An 11,308-nucleotide genomic window follows, 5' to 3' on the forward strand; every position below is an offset into this window, starting at 1 on the left:
AAGAAGTTTTAGTACCCGGAGAAATTAAGTGATTAGAAAACTTTTTAGATAATTTTGAAGATGTTAATAAGTTTTAGTACCCGGAGAAATTAAGTGATTAGAAAACCAATACCTACAACAACAAACGGGGTTACTAGTTTTAGTACCCGGAGAAATTAAGTGATTAGAAAACTGATTGTACAGACGATTTTAAAGAGTTTATGTTTTAGTACCCGGAGAAATTAAGTGATTAGAAAACATATTGCCTTTTAAATCCATTATCTACCCTGTTTTAGTACCCGGAGAAATTAAGTGATTAGAAAACTTCTTCTGAGAATACTTCATCAAGATTAGGTTTTAGTACCCGGAGAAATTAAGTGATTAGAAAACAAATAAAGGGAAGTGAGTTGCCTGACGAGGTTTTAGTATCTGTAAAAATTAAGTGATTAGAAATAATAAAGTGTATCTTTTTATCAGAGGGACTAGAAGGTTAAAAGCTGATACTTTGTAGTAAATGCTTAGATTTTTCTGTTTTTCGAACTTCTACAAAAAAATGGGTGGCAACAGCCACCCTGTTATTTATTGAACAGTTCTATTCCCAGCCAATACCTCGTGATAATCCTCAAGGTTCTTTCTAAGAAGGGTTGGAATCTGAAGCTCGTATGGGCAGTGAGTCATGCATTTGCCACAGTCCACGCAGTCGTTGATTTTTTCCATTTCTGCCTGCCAGTAGTCGCTAAGCCAGCCAGCACTTGGGGCACGGCGGAGCATTAGGGACATGCGGTTACATTGGTTGATTTGGATACCAACGGTGCAAGGCATGCAATAGCCGCAGCCACGGCAGAAATCTCCCATAAGTTCAGTGCGTTCTTTATCGATAAATGCTTTGATTTCCTCATCCATCTTAGGAGTTTCATCCATCATGGCAAGCCATTCATCTAGTTCAGATTCTCGCTGGATTCCCCAGATAGGAACCGTTCCATCAAATTGTGAAATGAAAGCCATAGCGGCTGTAGAGTTAGTAATAAGACCTCCAGCTAAGCCTTTCATGCCGATAAATCCCATGTTATGCTCGTTACAAAGCTTAATAAGCTCTACTTCTTTGTCGGTGGCAAGGTAGCTCATAGGATACTGCAATGTTTCGTATAAGCCTGATTCAATTATATCTCTAGCCACGCCCAGCTTGTGAGCGGTGCCTGCAATATGGCGAATCTTGCCTTGAGCCTTGGCCTCTAACATGCATTCGTAAAGTCCTGTGCCATCACTAGGTTTGAAACATTCAGGCATCATGTGAAACTGGTAGATGTCGATGTAATCAGTCTTAAGATTTGTAAGAGAAGTATCAAGATCCTTCCAAAAATCCTCCGGAGTTTTTGCAGCAGTCTTTGTTGCAATAATGATATCTTCACGTTTAACATAGCCAGTGCCAAAAGCTTCGCCAAGCTTAATTTCACTGTCAGAATAAGCTCTTGCAGTGTCAAAAAATCGCATACCACCGTCGTATGCTTTTCTAAGAATCTTAACGGCCTCTTCTACAGAAACACGCTGTATAGGAAGAGCGCCGAATCCGTTCTGTGGTACTTTTATGCCAGTATTTCCTAAAATGATTTCTTTCATTTGAAATCCTCCTTTAGAAATATTATAAGTGAAAGAGAAAAATTCTCAATTAGAAAAATATCAAAATAAATACTTGACACTATATAGCTGGTGTCGTAGAATCAATAGCAATTAAATAGTATCTTCAGGGCAGGGTGTGATTCCCTACCGGTGGTATAGCCCACGAGCCGCAAGGCATGATTCGGTGTGATTCCGAAGCCGACAGTATAGTCTGGATGAAAGAAGATTGGTGGTTTGTCAAAGATTAGATGCTCTGGGATTATTGTAATCTCAGAGCATTTTTGATTCTATTCAGAGTCAAGTAAAGCTTAATGTTAAAAAGCTGCTTGCTGCTTCTTTCATATTAAGCTTTATTTGACGAGATACACACATGAGCAAAAGGAAAGCAGTGAAACTGCGATTTTGCGAATGGGTGACTGAATAGAATCTTTTTTTTATGGGAGGAAAAATGGAAGACACAATCTACATGAAACGGGCAATTGAACTGGCAAAGAAAGGAGAAGGATTTGTTAATCCTAATCCTATGGTTGGAGCAGTAATAGTAAAGGATGGACGAATAATAGGTGAGGGTTTTCATCAGGAATATGGACAGCTTCATGCTGAAAGGAACGCACTAAAAAACTGCAAAGAAAAAGGAAATTCTCCAAAGGGAGCAACTATCTATGTGACACTAGAACCATGTTGTCATCACGGCAAGACTCCACCTTGCACTGAGGCCATTATAGAAAGCGGAATTTCCAGGGTAGTTATAGGCACCCTTGATGTGAACCCGCTAGTGGCAGGCAAGGGTGCTAAGATTCTCACTGAATATGGCATTAAGGTGGAGGTAGGAATTCTTGAAAAGGAATGTAGAAATCTTAACAGAGTTTTTAATAAATACGTGTCCACAAAACGTCCTTATGTGGTGATGAAATATGCCATGACAGCAGATGGCAAGATTGCCACAACTACAGGAGAATCAAAGTGGATTACTGGTGAGGCTGCAAGAGAAAATGTGCATAAGCTAAGAAAGAAGCTTTCAGGAATAATGGTTGGGGTATCTACTGTTATAGCAGATGACCCAATGTTAGATTGCAGGCTGCCTGAGCCAGCAAAGAATCCTGTAAGAATTATCTGCGATACAAACCTTCGCACACCGATTGATTCGAATGTGGTACAGACTGCTGACAAAATTCATACAATAATCGCTACAGCCAGCGAGGATGCTAAAAGGATAAAGGAGTATGAAAAAGAAGGATGTAAGGTGCTGATAATTCCAAAGACAAATAATGGTATAGACTTAAATTTTCTTATGAATGAAATTGGAAATCTTGGGATAGACAGTGTCCTTTTAGAAGGAGGCGGCACTATTAATTACAGCGCTTTGGAAAGCAGGATTGTGGACGAGATACATGTGCATGTGGCTCCTAAGATTTTTGGTGGAAATAGCAAATCTCCGGTGGAAGGCATAGGAATAGAACAGATTGACAAGGCTATTCATCTAAATCCAATAAGTACCACTTGGGCAGGGGAGGATTTGATTATTGAAAACGAGGTGGTGTACTGATGTTTACAGGAATTGTAGAAGAAATGGGCATCTTAACACAACTAGTTAGAGGCAGCAAGGAGCAAAGAATAACAATAAGCTGCAGCAAAATCCTGGAGGATATCCATATAGGGGATAGCATTGCAGTAAATGGGGTATGCCTAACAGTAGTTACCTATGATGGGAAAGGCTTTCAAGCTGATGTGATGAATGAGACATTTTTGCGTTCTAGCCTTGGGGAACTGCGACATGGAAGCCCTGTTAATCTGGAGCGGGCCATGGCAGCGGATGGCAGATTTGGCGGGCATATAGTAAGCGGACATATAGATGGAACAGGATTGATAAAAAGTATTAAAAAAGATGGTAATGCCATTTGGTTTGAAATAGCTGCATCAAGGGAAATCACAGATGGGATTGTTGAAAAGGGTTCTATAGCAATAGATGGAATCAGCCTTACAATTGCAGCAGTTGATAATGTAAGCTTTAAGGTTTCAATTATTCCTCACACTTTAAAGGAGACTGTTCTAGGTGTTAAAAAAGTGGGGGACACAGTAAATCTTGAAACAGATGTTATAGGAAAGTATGTAAAAAAGCTACTAGACAGTCAGACTACAAATGCTGGTCTTACAAAGGAAATGTTACTTGCAAATGGATTTTATTAGAAAGGGAAAGTAATGGAAAAACAATTGATTGAACAGGCCATCACCGATTTAAAAAATGGCAAGGTGATTATGGTGATGGATGATGAAGGGCGAGAAAACGAAGGTGATTTCATCTGTGCCGCTGAGTTTGCTACATCTGAAAATGTAAATCTAATGGCAACAGTAGGCAAAGGCCTTATCTGTATGCCAATGAGTGAAGAGCTTTCTGAAAAGCTTGCACTTGCGCCTATGGTGAGCCACAACACTGATAATCATGAAACTGCATTTACCATATCAATTGATTATGTGGGAACGACCACTGGAATATCGGCAGCAGAAAGAGGGCTTACTGCAAGAAGCTGCGTGAAGGAGGGTGTTACCCCACTTGATTTCAGACGACCAGGCCACATGTTTCCACTGGTGGCAAAGGCTGGTGGCGTAATAGATCGTCCGGGTCATACAGAGGCCACAGTGGATTTAATGAAGCTGGCAGGGCTAAAGGAATGTGGACTTTGCTGCGAGATTATGGCAGAGGATGGCACTATGATGCGAGGTGAGGCCTTGCGAAAGCTTGCTAAGGATATGGGAATAACCTTTATCACTATTCCTCAGCTTATAGAATATAGGAAGGTTTACGACAAGCTGGTGGAATGTGTATCGATTGCAAAGATGCCAACACGCTACGGTGAGTTCATGGCACACTGTTATATCAACAAGCTAAATGGGGAACACCATGTAGCACTTGTGATGGGAGATATTAGTGATGGGCAAAATGTGCTATGTCGTGTTCATTCTGAATGTCTCACAGGTGATGTATTTGGTTCTATGCGCTGTGACTGTGGCCAGCAGTTTGACGCAGCCATGAAGGCAATCGCAAGGGAAGGCCGAGGAGTGCTTTTATACATGCGCCAGGAGGGCCGAGGCATTGGACTTGTGAACAAGCTAAAGGCCTACAAGCTGCAGGATGAAGGAATGGACACATTGGATGCCAACATAGCATTAGGCTTCCCAGGAGACATGCGAGAGTACTACACTGGTGCCCAGATTCTTAGGAACCTTGGAATCCATTCCCTGAATCTGCTGACAAACAATCCCGACAAGGTGTATCAGCTATCAGATTACGGCATGGAAATAGCCCACCGCGTTCCTATAGAAATAGAAGCAAACAAATATGATGTGTTCTATCTAAAAACAAAGAAAGCCCGCATGGGACATATCTTAGAAGTCTAAAGGCTTCCCCTTTTGGGTTGCTAGGCTCCAGTGGAGCCTGTTTAGCAACGACCGAGCCGGGAGGCGAGACAAGCTGTCAGCTTTAGCTGACTGATGAGGTGTAAAGAAGGAGGATAAAAATGAAAGTTTACGAAGGAAAATTAGTATCAGAAGACATCAAGGTAGGCATCGTAGTAGCCCGCTTCAACGAATTCATCACATCAAAATTATTAGGCGGTGCAATCGATGGCCTTAAAAGAGAAAATGTAAAGGAAGAAGATATAGAAGTAGCCTGGGTGCCAGGTGCATTTGAAATCCCACTGATTGCAAAGAAGATGGCAGATAGTAAAAAATATGATGCTGTTATTTGTCTTGGCGCTGTAATTCGTGGCGCCACAAGCCACTACGATTATGTGTGCGCAGAGGTTTCTAAAGGAGTGGCACAGGTGAGCCTTAATGCAGGCATTCCTGTTATGTTTGGAATACTTACTACAGATACAATAGAGCAGGCTGTAGAGCGTGCCGGAACGAAGGCTGGAAACAAGGGATTTGAATGTGCCCAGGGAGCTATTGAAATGGTAAATCTTATCCGGGAGCTGAATTAATAATAAAGTCAAAAAATTGACATCACATAGTAAAGATTTAAAAGTCTCTAAAGCGTTTTGTTTGATAATATGACAATATCAAAGAAAACGTTTTAGGGGCTTTTTGTAAAAGGAGCCTATATTTAAGGAGGGTAATAACAATGACAAACATGCCAAATGTAAAAATTGGTGTAGTAGCAGTTTCTCGTGACTGCTTCCCAGAAAGCTTATCAGTAAATAGAAGAAAGGCACTTATCGAAGCATATACAAAGAAGTACGGTTCAGAGCACATCTATGAGTGCCCAGTATGTATCGTAGAGAGCGAAATCCACATGGTACAGGCTCTTGAGGATATCAAGAAAGCTGGATGTAACGCACTTTGCGTATACCTTGGAAACTTCGGTCCAGAAATCTCTGAGACACTTCTTGCTAAGCACTTTGATGGACCTAAGATGTTCTGTGCAGCAGCTGAGGAGTCTGGCAACAGCTTACTTGATGGTAGAGGAGATGCTTACTGCGGTATGCTTAATGCAAGCTACAATTTACAGCTTCGCAATATTAAGGCATACATCCCAGAGTATCCAGTAGGTGACGCTGAGGACTGTGCAGATATGATTCATGAGTTCGAGCCAATCGCTCGTGCCGTAATCGCACTTTCAGACCTTAAGATTATCAGCTTTGGACCACGTCCACTTAACTTCCTTGCTTGTAATGCACCAATCAAGCAGCTTTACAACCTTGGTGTTGAAATCGAGGAGAACTCAGAGCTTGATCTTTTCGAAGCATTCAACAAGCATGAAGGTGACAGCCGTATTCCAGAGGTTGTTGCAGACATGGAGAAGGAGCTTGGCGCTGGCAACAAGAAGCCAGAGGTTCTTGCTAAGCTTGCTCAGTACGAGCTTACACTTAAGGATTGGGTAAGAGATCACAAGGGATATCGTAAATACGTAGCAATCGCTGGCAAGTGCTGGCCTGCATTCCAGACACAGTTTGGTTTCGTTCCTTGCTATGTAAACTCTCGTCTTACAGGTGAAGGAATCCCTGTATCTTGCGAAGTTGATATCTACGGATGTCTTTCAGAATTTATCGGTACAGTTGTATCAGAGGATGTTGTTACACTTCTTGATATCAACAACTCAGTACCAAAGGATATGTACAACGAGGAAATCAAGGGTAAGACAAACTACACACTTGAGGATACATTCATGGGATTCCACTGCGGAAATACATGCTCTAAGAAGCTTGCATTCTGCGAGATGAGAAACCAGAAGATTATGGCTCGTTCACTTCCAGTAGAGGTTACAAACGGAACACTTGAAGGTGATATCGCTCCAGGTGAAATCACATTCTACAGACTTCAGTCTACAGCTGACAACATCCTTCGTGCTTACATTGCACAGGGCGAGGTTCTTCCAGTTGCAACTAAGTCATTCGGTTCAATCGGTGTATTCGCTATTCCAGAAATGGGACGCTTCTATCGTCACTGGTTAATCGAGAAGGGATTCCCACATCACGGAGCTGTTGCATTCGGACACTTTGGAAAGGCTCTCTTTGAGGTATTCAAGTACATTGGAGTAGAGGTTGATGAAATCGGATACAACCAGCCTGCAGGCGTACGTTACCCTACAGAGAATCCTTGGAGATAATTAAAGGCTTCCCCCTTTGGGGTTGCTAGGCTCCAGTGGAGCCTGTTTAGCAACGACCGAGCCGGGAGGCGAGACAAGCTGTCAGCGTAGCTGACTGATGAGGGGATATTTACTATAATATGCCCTCATCCACCGCTAATGCGGTCCCCCTTCCCCCAGAGGGGGAAGGCTTTTTTATTTATACGAATAGGAGATTATAGTTATGTATTATATTGGAGTTGATTTAGGGACTTCTGCTGTTAAGCTACTCCTGATGTCAGGGGATGGCACGATTGCAAAAATCGTTTCAAAAGAATACGCACTTAGCTTCCCTCATCCAGGCTGGTCTGAGCAGAAGCCAGAGGACTGGTGGACTCAGGTGGTAGCTGGTATTAAGGAGCTTACTGTAGAGGTTGACAAGACACAGGTAGCAGGTATTTCATTTGGTGGTCAGATGCACGGTCTTGTAACACTTGATGCAGATGATAACGTTATCCGTCCAGCTATCCTTTGGAATGACGGACGTACAGGAAAAGAGACTGAATACCTTAACAACGTGATTGGAAAGGATAAGCTTTCTCAGTACACAGCAAATATTGCATTCGCTGGCTTCACAGCTCCTAAGATTCTTTGGATGCAGGAGAATGAACCAGAACTTTGGCCGAAGGTAGCAAAGATTATGCTTCCTAAGGATTACATCGCTTACAAGCTTTCTGGAAGCTTCTGCACAGATTATTCAGATGCCAGCGGTATGCTTCTTTTAGATGTTAAGAATAGATGCTGGAGCAAGGAAATGATGGATATCTGCCACGTTTCAGAGTCTCAGCTTCCAAAGCTTTATGAAAGCTACGAAGTAGTTGGTACTATTAAGCCAGAGGTAGCTTCAGAGCTTGGCTTTACAAATGATGTTAAGATTATCGCAGGTGCTGGAGATAATGCAGCAGCTGCTGTAGGAACTGGTACAGTTGGAGAGGGCAAGTGCAACCTTTCAATTGGTACATCTGGTACAATCTTCATCTCTAGCAAGAACTTTACAGTAGACCCTGCAAACGCACTTCACTCATTTGACCACGCTGATGGTGGCTATCACCTTATGGGATGTATGCTTTCAGCTGCATCTTGCAACAAGTGGTGGATGGATGAAATCCTTAAGACTAAGGATTACCCAGCAGAGCAGGCAGGTATTAAGAACCTTGGTGAGAATCGTGTATTCTACCTTCCATACCTTATGGGAGAGCGTAGCCCACACAACAATCCAGATGCACGTGCTATGTTCATCGGTATGTCTATGGACACAACTCGTGAGGATATGACACAGGCTGTTCTTGAAGGTGTTGCTTTTGGTCTTCGTGATTCTCTTGAGGTTGCCAGAAGCCAGGGAATTAAGATTGAGCGTTCTAAGATTTGCGGTGGTGGTGCAAAGAGCCCATTATGGCAGCAGATTATTGCATCAGTAATGAACCTTAAGCTTGATATTCTTGAAAATGAGGAAGGCCCAGGACTTGGTGGTGCTATTCTTGCAGCAGTAGGATGCGGAGAGTATGCATCAGTAGAAGAGGCTTGCGACAAGCTTGTAAAGGTTAAGACTACAGTTGAGCCAGACCCAGAATTAATTCGTAAATACGAAGAGAGATATCAGGAATTTAAGAAGCTCTATCCAACAGTAAAGAGCTTATTCTAAATTTTAGACAGTAAAAAGCTAGTCCCATTTTTAAGGACTAGCTTTTTTAGGCTTATTTCTGAGAGAAATAGCTATCAATTCCATTAGCAATTCCCTTTACTAAATCTTGATTAGTATCAGTATTTCCGTTATCAGAACCAATCTGTACCTTTGCAGTAGGAACTGCGCACCAGTTAATGATTGATTCTTCATCAGATTCTACAACCTTGCTTTTTTCGATTTTAGTATTCTGATTAACAGAACCTAAAATTGCATCGGAAAGCAGGCGGCTGTTTTCGTAATTCCCATAGTTATAAGGGTTATCTGATGTCTGGCAAACAATATTAAGCCCAGCCTTTTCTTTTCCTGAGATGGCTACTAATATGTCAGCATTTGATGTGTTAGCTATCATAGCGCGTCCGCTGTTGCTGATATCTACATCATTTGTATCTCTTGTAAGGATTACAGTATAGCCCTGCTCTGCAAGAATTACTCCTAACTTTTCAGCAATCTGTAGATTAGTATCGCAGTCAAATTCATCTGAAACCTCTGGGGTAGATTTAAAAGCACCAGGACCAACAGGCTCTTTCTTATTGTTTTTAGTCTCTTGACCACAAGGATCGATGACAATTACCTTAGAAGCATTATCATTTTTCACTGATTGTTTAGCTTCTGCGGTGAGACTAGGTGCAATTATAGTAAACAGGAGTATTACTACAATACTTTTTCTCAATTTGCGAATCATGTTGTTTTTCATGTATAAGTCACACTCCCTTCTTCATTATTTTGTGTAACTATATTATGGTCTATATATGTGAAAAAATGATGATATTTGACTTCTTTTTTGCATAAAATGATATATTTTATGCAAAAGAATATTGTTATTAACGGAGGAGATTATGAAAAGAAAGCAAATACTTGCTGCAGTGACAGCATTTGTAGCTATTGTAGCTATGGGAGTAAATATCTTGCCAGTGGAAGCTAAGGTTAATACTGAAAGTACAGTAACACAGGAAATGTGTAATTCTACATATTGGAACAGCATGTCTGCAAATAATGGAAATATACTGATGGATGCAGGCTTGATTGATGCCTATAATGCTAAGGCATTAAAGACTAAAGAATGCAATATGTTTGATTTGACAGCCATGGATAGAAGCTTTAATGCCACTGAATTAAAGGGCGCTGTAGCAAATGCCATTTTATCTGAAATGCCCCAAAAGCCAATTTTTGTAAATAGTGTTCCTGTAGATACAGCACTCTATTATAATGCAGTTTCTCAGTTAGTACTTGCAACAGGCTGGGATGGAGTAATCAGTCCTAAATATGCATTAGCTGTAAGTCAGACTGAAATCAAATCTATCCCTGTTGTTGATTATATAGGTTATAGTCAGACAGATTCAGATGATGAAATAATTTTGTCCAGCTTAAAGGTGAATGAGCCTTTTGTAATTAAGCAATGGGCAAATGTTAATAACCATGTATTTTACTATGGCTATTCAAACAATGTAAGCGGATGGGTTCTTGCGGATGATTTGGCTATTTGTGACACTAAGGCTGAGTGGCTTAATATGTGGCAGACCAAAACAAATGGAAAGGATTTTATTGTTGTTACAACAGATTATTTCACATTGTCAGAATCGCACTATGCTCCTGCAACATCTGGGGTAAAGCTTACTATGGGAACAACCCTAAAGCTGGTTCCTGATAAAGATATCCCAAGGAATATTGCAATGCGCGGCACCTGGAACAATTATGTGGTATATCTACCTACCAGGGATGCAAATGGAAGATTTGTTAAGCAGATGGCACTTGTTGCTCAGAATAAGGATGTAAATGTTGGATATCTACCTTTAACATCAGCTAATGTTGTGGATTTATCCTTTAAATATCTGGGAGATACCTACGGCTGGGGTGGAATGCTTGATTCTGTTGATTGTTCTGCATTAGTGCGAAATGTGTATAAATGCTTTGGTTTGGAAATGCCTAGAAACACAAGCTGGCAAAAGGAAGTACCAGGAACCTGCTTTGATGTAGGAGAGTACGACAATGCAAGCAAAACATCAATTATTGCAGCCTGTATCCCAGGCACAGCACTGTATCTACCAGGACATACAATGATTTATCTAGGCACAGTTAATGGCGTACCTTATGTAATCAGTGCTATGGGCTCAGCTTCTGATAGCACAGGGGCATTTGATGTGGTGTCACAGAATTCTGTAACAGTTACGCCACTTACGGTACGTCGTAGAAATGGGGCTACATGGCTGGAAAGTGTTAACGGAATTGTAATTCCTTGGAATAGGTAATTTGGGCTTCCCCTCAAGGGCAATGTCATTAAGTTAAGATGGCAGCCAAAGGATCTCTATACCAGAAATGGTATAGGGGTCTTTTTATTTTGCGATAAAGGGGTTGACAAGGTGTTTCAGATGTGCGGCCGCTTTCGCTTTGAACTCAAGCAAAGAAGC

9 protein-coding genes, 1 CRISPR repeat array and 1 riboswitch are annotated in these 11,308 nt (G+C 41.4%); of the genes, 7 read left to right on the plus strand and 2 right to left on the minus strand.

Translation table 11 applies throughout. The annotated features are described in order from the left end of the window. Positions 1–5: 5 nt before the first annotated feature. A CRISPR array of direct repeats spans positions 6–434; the repeat unit is 36 nt; unit sequence GTTTTAGTACCCGGAGAAATTAAGTGATTAGAAAAC. A 124-nt stretch (positions 435–558) separates the two neighbouring features. After that, positions 559–1,596, minus strand: a complete 1,038-nt coding sequence (locus IJ535_RS07365; RefSeq protein WP_294300760.1) for an aldo/keto reductase — start codon at positions 1,594–1,596, stop codon at positions 559–561. A gap of 116 nt (positions 1,597–1,712) precedes the next feature. After that, a riboswitch (FMN riboswitch) is annotated at positions 1,713–1,827 on the plus strand. A 217-nt stretch (positions 1,828–2,044) separates the two neighbouring features. On the opposite strand from IJ535_RS07365, the gene ribD reads away from it, so the two are divergent. The 6 genes from ribD (at position 2,045) to xylB (ending at position 8,861) form a co-directional block, all read left to right on the plus strand. Then, positions 2,045–3,142, plus strand: coding sequence for a bifunctional diaminohydroxyphosphoribosylaminopyrimidine deaminase/5-amino-6-(5-phosphoribosylamino)uracil reductase RibD (gene ribD / locus IJ535_RS07370; RefSeq protein WP_294300763.1), 1,098 nt, complete (start codon positions 2,045–2,047; stop codon positions 3,140–3,142). Next, on the plus strand, positions 3,142–3,783 hold the full coding sequence (locus tag IJ535_RS07375; protein ID WP_294300766.1) for a riboflavin synthase: 642 nt from the start codon (positions 3,142–3,144) through the stop codon (positions 3,781–3,783). Before ribD ends, IJ535_RS07375 begins: the two co-directional genes overlap by 1 nt. Positions 3,784–3,795: 12 nt before the next feature. Then, positions 3,796–4,992 carry a bifunctional 3,4-dihydroxy-2-butanone-4-phosphate synthase/GTP cyclohydrolase II gene (locus tag IJ535_RS07380; RefSeq protein ID WP_294300768.1) on the plus strand — a complete coding sequence of 399 codons (1,197 nt, stop codon included), beginning with the start codon at positions 3,796–3,798 and terminating at the stop codon, positions 4,990–4,992. Between the two features lie 119 nt (positions 4,993–5,111). Next, positions 5,112–5,576: a 6,7-dimethyl-8-ribityllumazine synthase gene (gene ribH, locus IJ535_RS07385; protein WP_294300771.1), complete on the plus strand. Its 465-nt coding sequence runs from the start codon at positions 5,112–5,114 to the stop codon at positions 5,574–5,576. 140 nt (positions 5,577–5,716) lie between these two features. Continuing rightward, positions 5,717–7,201, plus strand: a complete 1,485-nt coding sequence (locus IJ535_RS07390; RefSeq protein ID WP_294300774.1) for an L-fucose/L-arabinose isomerase family protein — start codon at positions 5,717–5,719, stop codon at positions 7,199–7,201. A 202-nt stretch (positions 7,202–7,403) separates the two neighbouring features. Then, entirely contained in the window at positions 7,404–8,861 is a 1,458-nt protein-coding gene (xylB, locus tag IJ535_RS07395; RefSeq protein WP_294300777.1) for a xylulokinase, read from the plus strand. Positions 8,862–8,913: 52 nt separating this feature from the next. On the opposite strand, the gene IJ535_RS07400 is transcribed toward xylB, so the two are convergent. Next, positions 8,914–9,597 carry an N-acetylmuramoyl-L-alanine amidase family protein gene (locus tag IJ535_RS07400; RefSeq protein ID WP_294300779.1) on the minus strand — a complete coding sequence of 228 codons (684 nt, stop codon included), beginning with the start codon at positions 9,595–9,597 and terminating at the stop codon, positions 8,914–8,916. Between the two features lie 142 nt (positions 9,598–9,739). On the opposite strand from IJ535_RS07400, the gene IJ535_RS07405 reads away from it, so the two are divergent. Beyond that, positions 9,740–11,149, plus strand: a complete 1,410-nt coding sequence (locus IJ535_RS07405) for an NlpC/P60 family protein (protein WP_294300782.1) — start codon at positions 9,740–9,742, stop codon at positions 11,147–11,149. Positions 11,150–11,308: the final 159 nt, after the last annotated feature.

The organism is Pseudobutyrivibrio sp. (genome assembly GCF_017471675.1).
Lineage (GTDB): Bacteria > Bacillota > Clostridia > Lachnospirales > Lachnospiraceae > Pseudobutyrivibrio.